The sequence below is a fragment of the Thermus oshimai DSM 12092 genome (genome assembly GCF_000373145.1).
GTDB classification, from domain to species: Bacteria; Deinococcota; Deinococci; order Deinococcales; family Thermaceae; genus Thermus; species Thermus oshimai.
On the sequence record NZ_KB890621.1, the window covers coordinates 11,209 to 28,520 of the forward strand.

Below are 17,312 nucleotides of genomic sequence, written 5' to 3' on the forward strand. Positions count from 1 at the left end.
GTGGGGCGTGCGCATCGCCTACGCGGGGCTCCGCAGGAAGGAGGAGTTCAAGGTCCTGGCGGAAAAGCTCGGCTTCACCCCCCTTCTCCTTCCCGTCCAGGCCACGGAAAGGATCCCCGTGCCCGAGTACACGGAGGCCCTGGAGGCGCTGGCCCGGGGCGTGGACCTCTTCCTCGCCACCACGGGGGTGGGGGTTAAGGACCTCCTCCAGGCCGGGGAGGCCCTGGGGCTGGACCTCAAGCGACCTCTCCAGCAGGCCCACCGCCTGGCCCGGGGGGAGAAGGCCGCTCGCGCCCTAAGGGCCCTGGGCCTTCCCCCCCACGCCACCGGGGACGGGACCTCCCCAAGCCTCCTCCCCCTCCTTCCAGAAGGGCCTGGCCGGGCCGCCCTCCAGCTCTACGGCAAGCCCCTGCCCCTCCTGGAACGGGCCCTGGAAGAGCGGGGCTTCCAGGTGCTTCCCCTCCTCCCCTACCGCCACCTCCCAGACCTCGAGGGCCTCCGGCGGCTGGAGGAGGCCGTCCTCCGGGGGGAGGTGGAGGCCGTGGCCTTCGTGGCCGCCCTCCAGGTGGAGTTCCTCTTTGAGGGGGCAAGGGACCCGGAAGCCCTCCGGGAGGCCCTCAACACCCGCGTCCTCCCCCTGGCCGTGGGCCGGGTCACCGCCGACGCCTTAAGGGAATGGGGGGTGGAGCGCTTTTTCGTCTCGGAAACGGAGCGGCTTGGGGCCATGCTCCAGGCCTTCCGCAAGGAGGCCGTATGGGCTACTTCCCCTTGATGCTGGACCTAACGGGAAGGCCCGTCCTCCTGGTGGCCGGGGGGGCGGAGACGGAGGCCAAGCTCCAGGCCCTCCTGGAGGCGGGGGCCCGGGTCACCGTCCTCTGGCCGGGGGAGGACCTCTGGGGCCTTGGGGAGAAGGAGGAAAGGGGGCTTCTCCGCTGGGAGAGGCGGGGCTACCGGGAAGGGGACCTCAAGGGCCAGTTCCTGGTGGTGAGCCTGGACCGGGCCCTGAACCCCCGCCTCCGGCGGGAGGCCGAGGCCCGGGGGGTCTTCCTGGTGGCCGTGGACGATCCCCAAAACGCCAGCGCCATCCTGCCCGCAGTCCTCAGGCGGGGGCCTTTGGTGGTGGCCCTCTCCACCTCGGGGGCGGCCCCGGCCCTGGCGGTGCGGCTCAGGGAGCGCCTCGCCCTCCTCCTCCCCGAGGCCCTGGGGGAGGCGGTGGCCCACCTCAAGGCCCTCAGGCCGAGGATCGCCCAGATCCCGGGCTTTGAAGAACGCAAGCGCCTCTGGTACCGGATCGCCGACCTGGTGCTGGAGGAACTGGACCTGGACCCGGTGGGAGGAGACGAGAGGGCCAAGGGGCGCATAGAGGAGCTTTTAAAGGAGGTGGTGCCGTGGACAAGGTGAGATCGGCCGAGCGCTGGATCGCCAAGGCCCTGGAAGGGGCCAAGGCCCCCTGCTTCACCTGCAGCTTCCAGGCGGAGGACGTGGTGGTCCTAAACCTCCTCCTGAAGGCCCGGCCCGACATCCCCGTCCTCTTCCTGGACACGGGCTACCACTTTCCCGAGGTCTACGCCTACCGGGACGAGCTCCAAAGGAGGCTGGGCTTCCGGCTGGTGAACCTCACGCCGGAGCTTTCCCGGGAGGAGCAGGAGGCCCGCTTCGGCCGCCTCTACGAAACCGCACCCGACCGGTGCTGCGAGCTGCGCAAGGTGCGGCCCCTCTTCCAGGCCCTGAGGGGGTACGACACCTGGTTCACGGGCTTAAGGCGGGAGCAGTCCCCCACCCGGGCCCATCTAAAGCCCCTGGAGGAGGCCCGCCTGCCCACCGGGGAGGTGCTCACCAAGGTGAGCCCCCTCTACGACTGGACCCTGAAGGAGGTCTTCGCCTATCTGGCGGTGGCCGACCTCCCCCTCCTTCCCCTTTACGAGGAGGGGTACCTCTCCATCGGCTGCGCCCCCTGCACCGCCAAGCCCCTGGACCCCTCCGACCCCCGCTCGGGCCGCTGGGCGGGCAAGGGGAAGCTGGAGTGCGGCATCCACCTGCACCCAAAGGAGGGCTAGATGGCCTTCGTCCTGGGGTTCCTCATCGCCTTTGCCATCGGGGTCACGGGGGTGGGGGCGGGCACGGTCACCGCGCCCCTCCTCATCCTGGCCCTGGGCCTCCCCCCGGAAGCCGCCGTGGGCACGGCCCTCCTCTTCGGCTTCCTGGTAAAGGTCCCCGCGGGCGGGGTGTACCTCCTCCGAGGGCAGGTGGCGGGGCGGGCCCTCGGCCTCCTCCTCCTCGGGGGGCTTCCCGGGGTCCTCCTGGGAAGCCTGGGGCTTTGGGCCCTAAAGGGGGCCAAGGACCTGGTCCTCCTCCTGGTGGGCCTCACGGTGGTCGTTTCCGCGGGGCTTGGGCTTGTGGGCCTAAGGCGGGCGGGGGGGCGGGAGAGGCCTTGGCTCCTGCCCCTCGGGGCCTTCGGGATCGGCCTCGAGGTGGGCTTCTCCTCCGCGGGGGCCGGGGCCCTCGGCACCCTCCTTCTCCTCCACGCCACCCGGCTTTCCCCCCAGAAGGTGGTGGGCACGGACCTCCTCTTCGGCCTCTTCCTGGCCCTCCTGGGCGGGGGGGTGCACCTGGCCCTGGGGGCGGTGGAGGGGGCCCTCCTCCTCCCCCTGGCCCTGGGCGGGGTCCTGGGGGGCGCCTTTGGGGCCCTTCTCGCCACCCGCCTGCCCAAGGAGCCCCTGAGGGTGGCCCTCCTCCTCTGGCTCCTCTTCATCGGGAGCCAGCTGGTCTACCGGGGGGTGGCCCATGGGTAGGGTCTACCTGGTGGGGGCGGGCCCCGGGGACCCGGAGCTCCTCACCCTGAAGGCCCACCGGCTCCTAAAGGAGGCCCCCGTGGTCCTCCACGACCGGCTGGTGGACGAGCGCATCCTCGAGCTCGTCCGAGGCAAGCGGGTGGACGTGGGGAAGGAGGAGGGGGAGGGGGAAAAGCAGGAGGCCATCCACCGCCTCCTCCTGCGGTACGCCCGGGCCTACCCCCTGGTGGTGCGCCTCAAGGGGGGGGACCCCTTTGTGTTCGGCCGGGGCGGGGAGGAGCTCCGCTTCCTCCTGGCCCACGGGGTCCCCTGCGAGGTGGTGCCGGGGGTGACCAGCGCCCTGGCCTCGGGGGTGCCCCTCACCCACCGGGGCCTGGCCCACGGGTTCGCGGTGGTCTCAGGGGTGCTGGAGGGCGGGGGGTACCCGGACCTGGCGCCCTTCGCCCGGGTGCCCACCCTGGTGGTCCTCATGGGGGCGGGAAGGCGGGCCTGGATCGCAAGGGAGCTCATTCGGCTTGGGCGAAGCCCTTTGGAGCCCTGCCTCTTCGTGGAGCAGGCCTCCACCCCAAAGGAGCGCCGCCTCCGGGCCACCCTGGGGGAGGTGGCGGAAGGGAAGGTGGCGGTGCGCCCCCCCGCCCTTTTCCTGGTGGGGGCGGTGGTGGGGGCCTTTGAGCCTTTGGTGGAACGCCTGAAGGCCCTGGAGGTGGCGGGATGAGCTGGGACGGTGCGGTGGAGATCGGGGAGGACGAGCGGCTGGACCTGGAGAACCTGGCCACGGGGGCCTTCCACCCCCTGAAGGGGTTCCTCACCCGGGAGGAGGCGCTTTCCGTGGCCCACGAGATGCGCCTGCCCACGGGGGAGGTCTGGACGATCCCCATCCTCCTCCAGTTCCGCACCAAACCCAAGGCGGGCCCGGGGGACCGGGTGGCCCTCTTGCATGGGGGCGAGGCGGTGGGGGTTTTGGAGGTGGAGGAGGCCTTCGAGCTGGACCTAAGGGCCCTGGCCAAGGCGGTCTTCGGCACGGAGCGCGAGGCCCACCCCGGGGTGGCCCGCCTCTACGCCAAGGGGCCCTACGCCCTGGGGGGCCGGGTGGCCCTCCTCAAGCCCCGGCCCCGCACCCCCCTGGAGAAGACCCCGGAGGAGGCCCGGGCCTACTTCCAGGCCCGGGGCTGGAAGCGGGTGGTGGCCTTCCAGACCCGCAACGCCCCCCACCGGGCCCACGAGTACCTCATCCGGCTGGGCCTGGAGATGGCGGACGGGGTTCTGGTCCACCCCATCCTGGGGGCCAAGAAGGCGGACGACTTCCCCACGGAGACGGTCCTCGAGGCCTACCGCTACCTCATCGCCCACTTCCTGCCGGCGGACAGGGTGGCCCTCTTCGGCCTCGCCACCCCCATGCGCTACGCCGGGCCCAAGGAGGCGGTCTTCCACGCCCTGGTGCGGAAGAACTTCGGGGCCACCCACTTCCTGGTGGGGCGGGACCACGCGGGGGTGGGGGACTTCTACGAGCCCTACGCCGCCCACCGCATCTTTGACCAGCTCCCCCCCTTGGGGATCGAGGTCGTGCGGGTGGGGGCGGTCTTCCACTGCCCCCTTTGCGGGGGGATGGCCTCGGAGAGGACCTGCCCCGAGGGGCACATGGAGAAGCGCCTTGCCATCAGCATGACCCGGGTGCGGGCCCTCCTAAGGGAGGGGAAGGCCCCGCCCCCGGAGCTGGTGCGCCCCGAGCTGGTGCCCATCCTGCGGGCGGGGGTGGTGGGAGGAGGGTAGGCGCCCTAGGCTGCGGGGGAAGGGGCCTTAAGGGCGGGAAGGACCTTTTCCCCTAAAAGCTCTATGGCCCGCAGGACCCTGCGGTGGGGCAGGGTGCCCACGGTGAGCTGGAGGAGAAGCCGATCGGGCCGGAAGAGCTCCCGCCAGTAGAGGGCTTTTTCCAGAACCCGCTCGGGGCTGCCGATGAAGTCCGCCCCCTCCAGGGTGCGGGAGCGGGCGAAGTAGGCCGGGGTTAAGGGGCGCCAGCCCCGCTCCCGGCCGATGCGGTTCATGACCTCGAGGAAAGCCGGCAGGGCCAGGCGGAAGGCCTCCTCGTCGTCCTCCGCCAGGAAACCGTGGGCCGCCAAGGCCAGGCGGGGGGTGTGGCCGTGGGCGCGGGCGGTCTCCCGGTAGAGCTCCACCAGGGGAAGGAAGCGCCTGGGGTCCCCGGCGATGATGGCGAGGACCATGGGGAGACCAAGCCGCCCCGCCCGCACCGCGGACTCCGGCGTCCCCCCCACGGCCACCCAGAGGGGCAGGGGGTTCTGGAGGGGCCGGGGGTAGACCCCAAGGCCGGGGATGGGCCGGGTGAACCGCCCCCCGGGCCAGTCCACCCGCTCCTCTGCCCGGAGCCTGAGGAGGAGGGCGAGCTTCTCCTCAAAGAGGGCCTCGTAGTCCTTGAGCTCGTAGCCGAAAAGGGGGAAGGACTCTATGAAGGAGCCCCGGCCCACCATCATCTCCGCCCGGCCGCCCGAGAGGAGGTCCAGGGTGGCGAACTGCTGGAAGAGGCGGATGGGGTCGTCGGAGCTCAGGACGTTCACCGCGCTGGAAAGGCGGATCCTCCTGGTGCGGGCGGCCATGGCCGCCAGGACCACCGCCGGGGCGGAGACGGCGTAGTCCGGCCGGTGGTGCTCCCCCACGGCATAGACCGCAAGCCCCGCCTGGTCCGCAAGCTCCGCCTCCTCCAGAAGGCGCTTTAGGCGCTCCTCCCCCGTGGGCGGGCGGCCGAGCTCGGGGTCTAGGGTGCGGTCGCCGAAGGTGTAGAGGCCGATCTCCATGGGGCCAGGCTAACCCCACGCTTTATTTTTGAAAGTGCCCTGACCCACCCTGGGCGAGAAGCCGCCGGGCGGCTTCGGGGCGGGCGGGGAGGTAGAGGTGGACGAAGCTTGCCAGGACCCTCCCGTCCGTCCAGCCCTCCACCTCCTCTCCCCCCACCCGGCGCCAGGCGGGGCTTGGGGAAGGGGGAAGGCGGGCGTAGTGGAACTCGTGGCCCTTGAGCCGCTCCCCCTTCCGGGCCACGGGGGTGTCCTTTAGGGCCTCCACCTCCCGGTACCCGAGGACGGGCCGGTCCGCCATGCGGGCCTCCCCCGGGGCCAGGCCCACCATGGGGAAGAACCTTTCCCCAACCCAAAGCCCCTCCGAAAGGTACATGTACCCCCCGCACTCGGCCACGATGGGGCCGGGAAAGGCGCGGACGGCCGAGCGCATGGCCCCGTTTTCCGAAAGCCTTTCCGCGAAGAGCTCGGGGTAGCCGCCCCCCAGGAGGAGGGCCTCTGCCTGGGGCAGGGCCTCGTCCTCCAGAGGGCTGAAGGGGATGAGCTCCGCCCCCAGGGCCTCCAGAAGCTCCAGGGCCTCGGGGTAGTAGAAGCGGAAGGCCCGGTCCCAGGCGTAGGCCACCCGGAGCCTAGGAGGGGCCTTTTCCGGGAGGAAGGAGGGCGCCTCGGGGAGGGGCGGGGCCTCCTGGGCCAGGCAGAGGAGGCCCTCCAGGTCCAGCCGGGGAAGCCTCCTTAAGGCCTCCCAATCGGGCTCGGCCTCCCCCGCAAGCACCAGGCCCAGGTGCCGCTCGGGAAGCTCCAGGGCGGGGTCCTTGGGGAGCCAGCCCAGGAGGGGAAGCCCGTGGGCAGCGAGGGCCTCCTTCAGGATCTCCGCGTGCCGCTCCGAACCCACCCGGTTGGCGATGACCCCCACCACCCGCACCCCGGGATGGTGGCGGGCGAAGCCCAGGGCCAGGGGGGCGATGGAACCCGCCATTCCCCCGGCGTCCACCACCAGGACCACGGGGGCCCTTAGGAGGGCCGCCACCTGGGCGGTGGAGCCCACCCGGCCCAAGGGGTCCTTCCCGTCAAAGAGGCCCATGACCCCCTCCACCAGGGCCAGGTCCGCCCCCCTTGCCCCGTGGCGGAAGAGGGCGAGGAGGCCCTCCTCGTCCAGGAAGAAGCCGTCCAGGTTGTAGGGCCTCCGCCCTGCCGCCCCCTCCAGGTGGGTGGGGTCGATGTAGTCCGGGCCCACCTTGAAGGGCTGCACCTTTAGCCCCCGGTCCCTCAGGGCAAGGAGGAGGGCCAGGGCGGCCGTGGTCTTCCCCGCCCCCGAGTGGGGGGCGGCGAGGAGGAGGCGGGGGAGCCTCACCTGGGGCTAAGCTCCTGGAGAAGCCGCTCCGCCTCCCTCTGGGCCAGGGCGCGGAAGGCCTGGGGGTCCTCTCCCCGGGCCTCGGCCAGGGCCTCGAGGTAGGCGTCCAGGTACTCCTCCCCTATAAGCGCGGCCACGGTGAAGCCGAGCCGCCGCCAGGTCCCCTCCAGGGCCTTGGCCTCCTCCGGGGGCAGGGCGGCGTGGGCCCGCTCCACCACCCGCTCCACCAGCCAGTTCCACATGGCGGCCATCATGGCGTTGGTCACCTGGCGGCGCACGTGTACGAGCCCCACCAGGGCCTGCCAGGCGAAGTACTGGCCGTTGAAGGGCCCCTGGACCGTGCGCAGGTACCAGTCCCTTAAGGTCTTCTCCCTAAGGGGCCTCTCCCCTTCCCGGAAGACGGCGCGGGTAGGGGGGTGGGCAAAGAGGGTGTCGTAGAAGCCCTGCACCAGCTCGTCCACCAGGCCCTCGAGGAAGGCCCGGTGCCGGGCGAGGACCTTGCCGTCCTCGAGGGGGCGGAAGCGGGCGCTTGGGGGGAGTTGGCTCCAGATCCCTTGGGCGATGGCGTAGAAGCGGGCGAGGTTCTTCTCCGTCATCCCCCTCCAGTCTAATCGGGCCGGGGGCCCACGGTACGCCCCCAAGAGGCTTCGCGCCCAAAACCTTCAGTGCTCTATCCCCCGCTGGGCGGGCACCCCCTGGTCAAAGGCGTGCTTCACCTTGCGCATCTCCGTCACCGTGTCCGCCAGCTCCAAAAGGGCCTCCGGAGCCCCCCGGCCCGTGAGGACCACGTGGACGTGGGGGGGCCTATCCTTTAGGGCCTCCAGGACCTCCCCGAGGGGCACCCAGCCGTAGCGGATGGGGTAGGTGATCTCGTCCAGGACCAGGAGGTCGTAGGCCCCGGAGAGAAGGGCCTCCTTGGCCCTTTGCCAGCCCGCGTAGGCCAGGGCCCGGGAGCGCTCCAGGTCCCGGCTTTTCCAGGTGAAGCCGTCCCCCAGGCCCTCCACGGGCACCCCCAGCTGGGCGAAGGCCCGGTGCTCCCCAAAGCGGGCCCCCTCGTGCTTGATGAACTGGAAGACCCGCACCCGAAGGCCCCGGCCGTGGGCGCGGAGGGCCAGGCCGAAGGCGGCGGTGCTCTTCCCCTTGCCGTCCCCGGTGTAGACCAAGACCAGGCCCCGTCTTTCCCCCGTGGGCCTCCCGTAAGGTTTTAGGCGCGGAGGGCGCTCCATAGGGCATACCCTAGCAGACCCGCAAGCTCCGATAGGGCGACCATGGCCCCGAGCACGTCCCCCGTAAGCCCCCCTATCCGGGCCAGGGCCAGCCGGGCCACCCCATAGGCCGCGAGGAAGGCCAGGAGGGCGGGCCCGGGGTAGAGGATGGGAAAGGGCAGGGCCAGGAGGAAGGGAGGGAGAAGGGGCCCTCCCCGCACCAGGGCGGCCATCCCCTGGTGGGCCAGGGGGTAACGCTGGAGGAAGGGCAGGAAGGCGAAGCGGGCGAAGCCGGGGAGGAGGAGGAGGAAGAGGGGCTCTGGGAGAAGGGCCAAGGCCTGCCCCTTGAGGAGGAGGTAAAGCCCCCCCACCCCGAAGGCGAAGGCCCCCAGGTGGGGGTCCTTGAGGATGGCGAGGCGCTTCTCCCGGGGCTTGGCCCCAAGGAGGGCGTCGGCGGTGTCCAGAAGCCCGTCCAGGTGCAAAAAGCCCGTGAGGGCAAGCCAAAGGGCGAGGAGAAGGGCCCCCAGGAGCCCCGGGGGGAGGGGGAGGAGGGAGGCCAGGGCCAGGAGGCCCCCGAGGGCGTAGCCCACCAGGGGGAAGAAGGCCGAGGCCCCCTTGAGGTCCTCCGGGGCGAAGGCCCGCCCCAGGGGGAGGACGGTGAGGAGGGCGAAGGCGGCGAGGAGGGCGCGCAAGGGGCTAGGGGGCCAGGCGCACCGCGGTGCCGCTGGCGGTGACCATGAGCATGGAGTTGTTGCCCCCAAGGACCTCGTAGTCGATGTCCACCCCGATGACCGCGTCGGCCCCCAGGCGGCGGGCCTCCTCCTCCATCTCCCTTAGGGCGATCTCCCGGGCCCGCTTGAGCTCGGCCTCGTAGGCCCCGCTCCGCCCGCCCACGATGTCCCGGATCTGGGCGAAGAGGTCGCGGAAGAGGTTGGCCCCCACGATGGCCTCCCCGAAGACGATGCCCAGGTAGGCCTCCACCCTGCGCCCCTCTACCGTGGTGCCGGTGGTGAGGATCATGCCCTTAGGATACCGGGCCGCTCACCCCGGCCTCGGCGAAGGTGGCCATGTGGAGGATGGCCGCCGCGGCCCGGAGGAGGGGCATGGCCAGCACCGCCCCCGTGCCTTCCCCTAAAGCTAGGTCCAGCTGGAGGAGGGGCCTCAGGCCCAGGGCCTCCAGGACCCTCCGGTGGCCCGGCTCCCGGGAGAGGTGGCCGGCGAAGGCGTAGTCCAGGACCTTGGGCTTTAGGCGGTAGGCCAGGAGGAAGCCTGCGGAAACGGGAAACCCGTCCAGCACCAGGGGCACCCCGGCCTCCGCCCCTTCCAGGTACACCCCGGCGATGGCGAGGAGCTCCAGCCCCCCCACCTCCGCGGCCACCTCCAAGGGCCCCATCCCCGGGCGGAGGCGGGCCAGGGCCCGGGCCACCGCCTGCCGCTTGCGGGCCAGGCCCTCCTCGTCCAGCCCCGTGCCCGGGCCCACCACCTCCTCAGGAGAAAGGTCCAGGAGGGCGGCGGAAAGGGCCGCGGCCGCGGTGGTGTTCCCGATGCCCATGTCCCCCGCGGCGAGGAGGGTGGCCCCCTCCGAAAGGGCCTTCCGGGCGGCCGTCCTCCCCGCCTGGAGGGCCCTTTCCGCCTCCTCCAGGGTCATGGCGGCCTCCCGGGCCAGGTTGGCCGTCCCTGGGCGCACCTTGGCCCTAAGGAGCCCCGGGTGCTCGGGGAGCTCCCCCTTCACCCCCACGTCCAGGACGTAGACCCGGCAGTCCGCCGCCTGGGCGAAGCGGTTGATGGCCGCCCCGCCCCGGAGGAAGTTCAGGACCATCTGGAAGGTGACCTCCTGGGGGTAGGCGGAAACCCCCTCCGCCAACACCCCGTGGTCCGCCGCCGCCACCACCACCGCCCCGGGGCCCAGCTCGGGCTTCACCCGCCCCTGGATGGCCGCAAGGCGCACGGCCACCTCCTCCAAAACCCCCAAGGCCCGGGGGGGCTTGGTGAGCTGGGCCATCCGCGCCTTGGCCGCCTGGAGGGTCTCGAGGTCCATGGGAGCATCCTAAGGAGGCTCCTCCCCCCGCGTCAAAGGGGTAAGCTTGGGGTGGCATGGAGCTTTGGCTCGTGCGCCACGGGGAAACCCAATGGAACCGGGAGGGGCGGCTTTTGGGCTGGACGGACCTGCCCCTCACCCCGGAGGGGGAGGCCCAGGCAAAGGCCCTTAGGGAGAGGCTCCCTCCCCTTCCCGCCCACAGCTCGGACCTGAGGCGGGCCCTGAGGACGGCGGAGCTGGCGGGCTTCGCCCCCCAGGCCACCCCAAGCCTCAGGGAGATCCACTTCGGCCTCCTGGAGGGGGCCCTTTGGGAAGGGCTGGACCCGGTGCACAAGGAAGCCCTCCTCCGTTTCCAGGGCTTCCGGCCCCCCGGCGGAGAAACCCTGGAGGATTTTCAAGAAAGAGTTTTCCGTTTTCTGGAAACGCTTCGGGAGCCCAGCCTCCTCTTCACCCACGGGGGGGTGGTGCGGGCGGTGCTCCGGGCCCTGGGGGAGGACGGGCTGGTGCCCCCCGGGCACGTGGTGGTGGTGGACTGGCCCCACCGGGTCCTGGACGGGCTCGGATGAGCCTCCTCCTCGCCCTCCTCCTGGACGCCCTCTTTGGGGAACCCCCCTCTAGGCTCCACCCCGTGGTCCTCATGGGCCGGTACCTGGGGTGGGCCTGGCCCCGGGTGAGAGGGTTTTGGTCCGGGGCCTTCTACTGGACCCTTGGGGCGATCCTCTTCGCCCTCCCCGCCTTCCTCCTGGACCTCCTCCTGAGGCCCCTCGCCTGGGGGTGGGCCCTCCTGGGCCTCCTCCTCAAGCCCCTCTTCAGCCTGAGGATGCTCCTCTCCGAGGTCCTGGCGGTGGAAAGGGCCCTGGGGGAGGGCCTCGAGGCCGGCCAAAACCGCCTGGGGCGCATCGTAAGCCGGAAAACAGCGGACCTAAGCCCGGAGGAGGTGCGGGAGGCGGCCTTGGAGAGCTTGGCGGAAAACCTCTCGGATAGCCTCTTGGCCCCCCTCCTCTACTTCGCCCTCTTGGGCCTGGGAGGGGCCGCCCTCTACCGCTACGCCAACACCGCGGACGCCATGTGGGGTTACCCCGAGCACGGGGAGAGGGGGGCCTTCGCCGCCCGGGCGGACGACCTCCTGAACCTCCTTCCCGCACGGCTCGCCGGCCTCCTCCTCTGCCCGCCCCGGCTCTGGCCCAGGCTCCCGGGGGAGGCCCGGAAGACCCCCTCCCCCAACGCCGGCTACCCCATGGCCGCCCTGGCCCTGAGGCTCGGGGTGCGCCTCAGGAAACGGGGGGCCTACGCCCTGAACCCCCTGGCCCCCTCCCCCACCCCCCGGGACCTCCGCCGAGGGGTGTGGCTGGTGGGCGGGCTGGGGTACGCCTTCGGGGGGCTTCTGGGGGTGGCCCTCTAAGGGCCTCTTGACACCCACCCCGAAACCCGGTATAGTCCCCCTCGGCCTTAAAAGGCTAAACGCTGTTTGGGAGGACCATATGCGTTATCAGTGGCTTATCCTATGGAGCGCAGCTTTATTTGGGCTCTGGGGCTGCCAAACCCCAACGGGGGAAGTACCCGGCAACACCGAGATCCAGGAAGCTCCCCTCTACGGCACGGACAACCCCAACGCCATCCCCGACCGGTACATCGTGGTTTTCAAAAAAGAGAGCGCCCAAGCGGTCAAGGCCCTGGCCCAAGGGGATATCCTAACCACCTTAGGGCTCTCCCCCATGGAGGCCCGCGTGGACCAAGTTTACACCGCCGCCCTGCCCGGCTTTGCCGCTGAGCTAACCCCCCAGGCCCTGAACACCCTGCGCAAAGACCCCAGGGTGGCCTTCATAGAACAAGACGCCTATGTCCAGGCCTATGCAGTGCAGACCTCCCCACCCTGGGGGCTGGACCGGATTGACCAGCGGAGCCTGCCCTTGGACGGAGGATACACCTACAACGCCACCGGCCAAGGGGTCAACGTTTACGTAATCGACACGGGCATCCGCACCACCCATCAGGATTTCGGCGGACGGGCCCAGGTGGCCTACGACGCCTTAGGGGGCAACGGTCAGGACTGCAACGGCCACGGTACCCATGTGGCCGGCACCATCGGCGGAGCCACCTACGGCGTGGCCAAGGGGGCCCGTCTCTACGCGATCAGGGTTCTAGACTGCAACGGCTCGGGCACCAACTCCGGGGTGATCGCCGGCGTGGACTGGGTTACCCGGAACCACGTGAAACCGGCGGTGGCCAACATGAGCCTGGGAGGGGGGGCCTCCACCGCCTTAGACAACGCGGTTAAGAATTCCATCGCCGCAGGGGTGTTCTACGCGGTAGCGGCAGGGAACGACAACCAGGATGCCTGCCTTTATTCCCCAGCCAGGGTGCCGGAGGCCGTGACCGTGGGGGCCACCACCTCCACCGACGCCCGGGCCAGCTTCTCCAACTACGGAAGCTGCCTGGACATCTTCGCACCGGGCCAAAGCATCCTGTCGGCGTGGTACACCTCGGACACCGCCACCTCCACCCTTAACGGGACTTCCATGGCCACCCCCCACGTGGCCGGGGTAGCCGCCCTGTACCTACAGCAGAACCCCACCGCTACCCCGTCCCAGGTGACCTCGGCCATCCTCAATGGGGCTACCACCAACAAACTCTCGGGCATCGGAACCGGTTCTCCCAACCGTCTCCTCTACAGCCTCTTAAGCTCCTCTTCCTCGCCCTCCCCGTGCACGGGGTGTGAAACCTACACGGGAAGCCTTAGCACCGGCCAGTCCGCTTACCAACCCAATGGAAGCTACTACTACAGCGCCGCCGGGACTCATGAGGGCTACCTCCAAGGGCCGAGCAACGCGGATTTTGACCTCTACCTCCAGCGCTGGAACGGCAGCGCCTGGACCACGGTGGCCAGCTCCACCGGCACCACCTCCACCGAAAGCATCCGCTACTACGGCCAAAGCGGATACTACCGTTGGCGGATCTACGCCTACTCGGGCTCTGGAAGCTACACCTTCTGGCTAAAGCGGCCCTGAACTAAGTCTCCCAAAGCCCTCGCCCCCTGGGGCGAGGGCTTCCCTTTGGGGCCCAGGCCAAGGTTTCCCTCTGGGGGAGGGCTAGGATAGGGGGAGTGATCGACGACGTGCTGAAGCCCATCCACGGGGGCACGGACGACGGCCCAGAACCCCTTTACGACTTCTCCACCAACGCCAACGCCCTGGGGCCCAACCCCGTCATCCTGGACCACCTCCGGCGGGCGGACCCCAGCCGCTACCCCGACCCCCTCTACCGCAGGCTCCGCCGGGCCCTGGCGGGGCATTACGGGGTGCCGGAGACCCACGTGGCCGTGGGCACGGGGACCAGCGAGCTCATCCACCGCCTGGCCCGCTGGACCTACCTGAGGGGCCCCATCCTCCTCCTCCCCCCCACCTTCAGCGAGTACGCCCGGGCGGCCAAGGCCCTGGACCTGCCCCTGTGGGAGGCGAGGGATCCGGAGCACTTCCTGAGGCTCCTCCCCCGGGCCGGCCTGGCCTTCCTCTGCGTGCCCAACAACCCCACGGGGGAGGTCTATCCTTTCTTGGAGGAGGCGGCCCGGACCGCCCAAAGGGGCCACACCGCCCTGGTGTTGGACCTGGCCTACCACGACCTCCTGGAGGCCCCCGTGCCCCTACCGGAAGGGGCCTGGCGGCTCTTGAGCCCCAACAAGGCCCACGGCCTCACAGGGGTAAGGGCGGGGTACCTCCTCGCCCCCCTGGACCTCACCCACTTCCAGCACCTGGCCCCCAGCTGGCCCCTCTCCGTCTACGGGGAGGCCCTCCTCTTCGGCCACCTGGACCCGGAGGCCCAGGCCTGGTTGAAGAAGACCAAGGAGGAGCTCCACCGCTTGAGGCGGAGGCTGGCGGAGGGGCTAAGGGCCTTGGGCCTTTCCGTACGGGAAAGCCCCGCCAACTTCCTCCTGGTGCGGGTGGGGCGGGCCACGGAGGTGGCGAGGGCCCTAAGGGCCCGGGGGATAAGGGTGCGGGACGCCACCAGCTTCGGCCTCCCCCAGTGGCTAAGGCTTTCCGCCCAGAAGGAGGAGGCCATAGAGGCCCTCCTGGAGGCCCTGGAGGAGATCCTTCCGGGGGTTCCGGTAGACTGAAGGGGTGGAGGGGCGCCTTAAGGCCTACTTGGAGGAGGCCGCGGCCCGGCCGAAGGGGGCCTTTACCCTGGAAGGGGTCCACCTCTTCGGCTCCTGGGCCCGGGGCAGCGCGGACCCGGACCTCCGGGTGGTGGCCCGGACCGACCTCCCGCCCCTGGAGCGCATCGGGCGGGTGCCGGAGCCCCTCCAGGACAGCCCCTGGCCGGTGGAGGCCCTGGCGCTCACCCCCGAGGAGAGGAAGAATGCGAAGGGTGCTCAAGGGGGCTAGGCCCCTGGATGAACGCGGAGAAGAGGCGGCTCGAGGCTAGGGGGGGACGCCTTGGGACGGGCTAAGGCCCTCATGGTCTGGGGTACGGGGAGCGGGGTGGGAAAAAGCCTCCTCGCCGCGGGGCTCCTCCGCCACTTCCGCCGCCTGGGGCTCAAGGTGGCCCCCTTCAAGGCCCAGAACATGGCCAACCACGCCCGGGTGGCCGAGGGCGGGGAGATGGCCAGCGCCCAGTGGCTCCAGGCCCTGGCCGCCGGGGTCCCGCCCGAGGTGCGCATGAACCCCGTCCTCATCAAGCCCTTCGGGGAAAGGGGGAGCCAGGTGGTGGTCCTGGGGCGGGTGGACCCCTTCCTCTCGGGGCTTTCCTGGCGGGAACGGAGGCCCCACCTGGAGGCCCCGGTGCGGGAGGCCCTGGAGGACCTCCAAAAGGAGTACGACCTCCTGGTGCTGGAGGGGGCGGGAAGCCCGGTGGAGCGGAACCTCTGGCCGGACCTGGTGAACCTCAAGGTGGCGGAGTGGGCAGACGCCCGGGCCCTCCTGGTGGCGGACGTGGACCAAGGAGGGGCCTTGGCCGCCCTCTTCGGCACCTGGGCCCTTCTGGGGAACCACCGGGAGCGGCTCCTGGGCTTTGTGTTCAACAAGTTCCGGGGGGACCTGAGCCTCCTGGAGCCGGCCTACGGCCTCCTGGAGGGCTGGACGGGGGTGAGGGTCCTGGGCACCCTCCCCATGCTCCCCCTGGAGCTCCCGGAGGAGGACGGCTTCCGCCACCGGCCAAGGGGGGGCAAGGGGATGCGGGTGGCCCTCCTCCGCTACCCCCATGCGGCCAACCTGGACGAGTTCTGGCCCCTTTCGGAGCTTTCGGACTTCCGCCACGCCAGGACCCCCGAGGAGGCGGAGGGGGTGGAGCTCCTCATCCTCCCGGGAAGCCGCCTGCCCGCGGAGGACCTCCCTTGGCTTAGGGCCTTCCTCCCCCTCCTAAGGGCCCACCTCGAGGCCGGCAAGCCCCTCCTCGCGGTCTGCGGCGGGGCGGAGATGCTGGCCCGGGAGATCCGGGACGAGGAGGGGGTGGAGCGGCGGGGGGTCTTCCCCGGGCTTGGCCTCCTCCCCTTCCGGGTGGCCATGCGCCAGGAGAAGACCGTGGCCCGCAAGGGGGTGCGCCTTTCGGGCCTCACGGGCTTCTGGGGCCGGCTCAACGGCCTCGAGGTCCAAGGCTACGAGATCCACCACGGGGAGGGCCTTCCCCTCGTGCACCAGGAAGGCCCCCTCCTCGCCACCTGGCTCCACGGCCTCCTGGAGGATCCCGGGGTGCAGGAGGCCCTCTTCGGCCGGAGGGCGAGGGGCCTGGAGGAGGCCCTGGATGCCCTGGCGGACGCCCTGGAAAGGCACCTGGACCTCAAGGTCCTCCACCGGGCCCTGGGCCTCACGGGGAAGATCTATCCGGCCTCGAGGCCCCTCCAGGCCCCCGACCCCCCACCCCCCCCGGGCCTCGTCCTCCTCTTGGGAGGGGCGAGGAGCGGCAAGAGCCGCCTGGCCCAGCGGCTCGCCGGCCCCTTCGCCACCCTCATCGCCACCGCCGAGGCCCGGGACGAGGAGATGGCCGAGAGGATCGCCCGCCACCGGAGGGAGCGCCCCCCCACCTGGGAGACCCTGGAGGAGCCCCTGGACCTGGTGGGGGCCCTGGGCCGGGCCCGGCACGGGGTGGTGGTGGTGGACTGCCTCACCCTCTGGGTGGCGAACCTCCTGGAGGCGGGCCTGGACCCCTTGGAGGAGGCGGAGCGCTTCCTCCAAGCGGTGGAGGGGAGCAACAAGCGGGTCATCGCCGTGTCCAACGAGGTGGGTATGGGGATCGTCCCCGCTAACCCCCTCGCCCGGCGCTACCGGGACCTCCTAGGAGAGGTGAACGCGCGCTTCGCCCAGCGTGCGAAGGAGGCCTACCTCCTGGTGGCGGGGCGGGCCCTGCCCCTGGCCCCTTAGGCCGGCCTCAAGGCCTACCGCGCCGTCCAGCCCAGGTCGATGGGCCAGGCCGCCCCCGTCACCGCCCCCGCCTTCTCCGACACCAGGAAGAGGACGAGCTCCGCCACCTCCTCCGGCTCAATCAGCCGCTTCACCGCCGCCTGCGCCAGGAAGACCTTCTCCAGAACCTCCCCCTCGGAAATCCCCAAGGTGCGCGCCTGGTCCGCCACCTGCCCCTCCACCAGGGGGGTGCGCACGTAGGCCGGGCACACCGCGTTCACCGTCACCCCAAAGGCCCCCGCCTCTAGGGCCACGGTCTTGGTGAGGCCCAAAAGCCCGTGCTTGGCGCTGATGTAGGCCGACTTGTAGGGGCTCGCCACCAGCCCGTGCACGCTGGCGATGTTCACGATCCGACCCCACCCCCGGGCCTTCATCCCCGGCAGGAGGGCCCGGATGAGCTGGAAGGGCGCGGTGAGCATCACCTGGAGCATCCGCTGCCAGACCTCCAGGGGAAACTCCTCCACCGGGGCGATGTGCTGGAAGCCCGCGTTGTTCACCAGGATGTCCACCCCAAAGGCCGCGGCCCGCTCCCCCAGGGCCCGCACCCCCTCCGGGTCCGCGAGGTCCGCCTGCAGGAAGACCCCCCCGATCCGCCGGGCCACCTCCTCCCCCTCGGGGCGGAGGTCGTGCACCAGAACCCGCACCCCCGCCCCCGCCAGGGCCTCGGCGATGGCCCGCCCGATGCCGCTAGCCGCTCCGGTAACCAAAGCCGTCTTTCCCTTCATGGTCCCAG

The 17,312-nt window shown here is 71.0% G+C and carries 20 protein-coding genes; 12 read left to right on the forward strand and 8 right to left on the reverse strand.

The window, feature by feature from the left end; translation table 11 throughout:
* Positions 1-7: 7 nt before the first annotated feature.
* The 6 genes from B043_RS0109420 to B043_RS0109445 are packed head-to-tail and all read left to right on the forward strand — an operon-like array spanning position 8 to position 4,562.
* A complete protein-coding gene (locus B043_RS0109420) occupies positions 8-772 on the forward strand; it encodes a uroporphyrinogen-III synthase (protein WP_018461808.1) in 765 nt (254 codons plus the stop codon).
* On the forward strand, positions 754-1,401 hold the full coding sequence (locus B043_RS0109425) for a precorrin-2 dehydrogenase/sirohydrochlorin ferrochelatase family protein (RefSeq protein WP_018461809.1): 648 nt from the start codon (positions 754-756) through the stop codon (positions 1,399-1,401). The genes B043_RS0109420 and B043_RS0109425 overlap by 19 nt, the downstream gene beginning before the upstream one ends.
* A complete protein-coding gene (locus B043_RS0109430) occupies positions 1,389-2,057 on the forward strand; it encodes a phosphoadenylyl-sulfate reductase (RefSeq protein ID WP_015065287.1) in 669 nt (222 codons plus the stop codon). Before B043_RS0109425 ends, B043_RS0109430 begins: the two co-directional genes overlap by 13 nt.
* Positions 2,058-2,792, forward strand: coding sequence for a sulfite exporter TauE/SafE family protein (locus B043_RS0109435; RefSeq protein ID WP_015065288.1), 735 nt, complete (start codon positions 2,058-2,060; stop codon positions 2,790-2,792).
* Positions 2,785-3,507, forward strand: coding sequence for a uroporphyrinogen-III C-methyltransferase (gene cobA / locus B043_RS0109440; RefSeq protein WP_015065289.1), 723 nt, complete (start codon positions 2,785-2,787; stop codon positions 3,505-3,507). Before B043_RS0109435 ends, cobA begins: the two co-directional genes overlap by 8 nt.
* A complete protein-coding gene (locus B043_RS0109445) occupies positions 3,504-4,562 on the forward strand; it encodes a sulfate adenylyltransferase (protein WP_018461810.1) in 1,059 nt (352 codons plus the stop codon). Before cobA ends, B043_RS0109445 begins: the two co-directional genes overlap by 4 nt.
* A 5-nt stretch (positions 4,563-4,567) precedes the next feature.
* Here B043_RS0109445 and B043_RS0109450 read toward each other — a convergent pair whose 3' ends face one another.
* The 7 genes from B043_RS0109450 to cobT form a co-directional block, all read right to left on the reverse strand.
* Positions 4,568-5,599, reverse strand: a complete 1,032-nt coding sequence (locus B043_RS0109450; RefSeq protein ID WP_018461811.1) for an Atu2307/SP_0267 family LLM class monooxygenase — start codon at positions 5,597-5,599, stop codon at positions 4,568-4,570.
* 22 nt (positions 5,600-5,621) lie between these two features.
* Positions 5,622-6,947 carry a cobyrinic acid a,c-diamide synthase CobB gene (locus B043_RS0109455; RefSeq protein WP_018461812.1) on the reverse strand — a complete coding sequence of 442 codons (1,326 nt, stop codon included), beginning with the start codon at positions 6,945-6,947 and terminating at the stop codon, positions 5,622-5,624.
* The gene (locus B043_RS0109460) at positions 6,944-7,543 is read right to left on the reverse strand and encodes a protoglobin domain-containing protein (RefSeq protein WP_018461813.1); all 600 of its coding nucleotides are present in this window, start codon (positions 7,541-7,543) and stop codon (positions 6,944-6,946) included. The genes B043_RS0109455 and B043_RS0109460 overlap by 4 nt, the downstream gene beginning before the upstream one ends.
* 66 nt (positions 7,544-7,609) lie before the next feature.
* On the reverse strand, positions 7,610-8,173 hold the full coding sequence (gene cobO / locus B043_RS0109465; RefSeq protein WP_018461814.1) for a cob(I)yrinic acid a,c-diamide adenosyltransferase: 564 nt from the start codon (positions 8,171-8,173) through the stop codon (positions 7,610-7,612).
* A complete protein-coding gene (locus B043_RS0109470; RefSeq protein WP_015065296.1) occupies positions 8,152-8,844 on the reverse strand; it encodes an adenosylcobinamide-GDP ribazoletransferase in 693 nt (230 codons plus the stop codon). The genes cobO and B043_RS0109470 overlap by 22 nt, the downstream gene beginning before the upstream one ends.
* A 4-nt stretch (positions 8,845-8,848) precedes the next feature.
* Complete coding sequence (locus B043_RS0109475; protein WP_015065297.1) at positions 8,849-9,172, reverse strand: heavy metal-binding domain-containing protein; 324 nt, start codon at positions 9,170-9,172, stop codon at positions 8,849-8,851.
* A gap of 4 nt (positions 9,173-9,176) precedes the next feature.
* Entirely contained in the window at positions 9,177-10,190 is a 1,014-nt protein-coding gene (cobT, locus tag B043_RS0109480; protein WP_018461815.1) for a nicotinate-nucleotide--dimethylbenzimidazole phosphoribosyltransferase, read from the reverse strand.
* A gap of 56 nt (positions 10,191-10,246) precedes the next feature.
* Between cobT and B043_RS0109485 the strand changes: the two genes are divergently transcribed.
* From B043_RS0109485 to B043_RS0109510, 6 genes are all read left to right on the forward strand, one after another.
* Positions 10,247-10,756: a histidine phosphatase family protein gene (locus B043_RS0109485; protein WP_018461816.1), complete on the forward strand. Its 510-nt coding sequence runs from the start codon at positions 10,247-10,249 to the stop codon at positions 10,754-10,756.
* The gene (gene cbiB / locus B043_RS0109490) at positions 10,753-11,592 is read left to right on the forward strand and encodes an adenosylcobinamide-phosphate synthase CbiB (protein WP_018461817.1); all 840 of its coding nucleotides are present in this window, start codon (positions 10,753-10,755) and stop codon (positions 11,590-11,592) included. Before B043_RS0109485 ends, cbiB begins: the two co-directional genes overlap by 4 nt.
* A 79-nt stretch (positions 11,593-11,671) precedes the next feature.
* Entirely contained in the window at positions 11,672-13,198 is a 1,527-nt protein-coding gene (locus B043_RS0109495; protein ID WP_018461818.1) for a S8 family peptidase, read from the forward strand.
* Positions 13,199-13,293: 95 nt separating this feature from the next.
* Positions 13,294-14,301: a pyridoxal phosphate-dependent aminotransferase gene (locus tag B043_RS0109500; protein ID WP_018461819.1), complete on the forward strand. Its 1,008-nt coding sequence runs from the start codon at positions 13,294-13,296 to the stop codon at positions 14,299-14,301.
* A 4-nt stretch (positions 14,302-14,305) separates the two neighbouring features.
* On the forward strand, positions 14,306-14,569 hold the full coding sequence (locus B043_RS12395; protein WP_018461820.1) for a nucleotidyltransferase domain-containing protein: 264 nt from the start codon (positions 14,306-14,308) through the stop codon (positions 14,567-14,569).
* 72 nt (positions 14,570-14,641) lie between these two features.
* A complete protein-coding gene (locus B043_RS0109510; protein WP_018461821.1) occupies positions 14,642-16,540 on the forward strand; it encodes a cobyric acid synthase in 1,899 nt (632 codons plus the stop codon).
* Between the two features lie 14 nt (positions 16,541-16,554).
* On the opposite strand, the gene B043_RS0109515 is transcribed toward B043_RS0109510, so the two are convergent.
* On the reverse strand, positions 16,555-17,304 hold the full coding sequence (locus tag B043_RS0109515) for a 3-hydroxybutyrate dehydrogenase (RefSeq protein ID WP_018461822.1): 750 nt from the start codon (positions 17,302-17,304) through the stop codon (positions 16,555-16,557).
* Positions 17,305-17,312 lie beyond the last annotated feature (8 nt).